Genomic DNA, 492 nt, shown 5'->3' with positions numbered 1-492 from the left:
CAGCTGTGCCCAGTCCCGAGCCCAGTCGATGACCTGCTGGCAGCCCGTGCGGGGCACGCCGTACTCGATGATGGTGGTGAAGAGCTTGAGGTTGCACGTCGCCTCCGTGCCGGCGCCCCAGTTCGTGGGCTTCGTCATGCCGAACACGAAGCGCAGCTCGCCCGCGGTGGAGGACCCGCCGTAGCCGCCCGAGCTGCCGGCCAGGTCGATGCGGTTGACGATGGCCAGCAGCCGGAAGGGCGCGATGTCCAGGTTCAGCGGGCCGGTGCTGGACACCTGCCACTTGTTCGTGGAGGTGTTGAACACGAGCGAGGCCACCTGCCCGCTGGCGGTGGCCCAGGGCTGGATCACCTCGCTGAACATGTTCTGGCGGGCCTGCACGAGGTCGCCGTTGACCGTGTAGTCATTGAGCCAGTTGGACAGCCACTTCATGACGAAGTCCTCGGCGGTGGTGCCCGAGTCCTGCGCCATCTCCTTGATGAGGTGCGAGAA

General features: G+C 66.5%; 1 pseudogene. It reads right to left on the bottom strand.

The window, feature by feature from the left end:
- A pseudogene (locus tag D7Y04_RS44765) lies at positions 1-492 on the bottom strand (hypothetical protein); the annotation flags it as partial.

The organism is Corallococcus sp. AB038B (genome assembly GCF_003668955.1).
Classification (GTDB): Bacteria; Myxococcota; Myxococcia; order Myxococcales; family Myxococcaceae; genus Corallococcus; species Corallococcus exiguus.
Note: the sequence above shows the minus strand (reverse complement) of the source record. Positions and strands in the feature narration are given on the sequence as shown.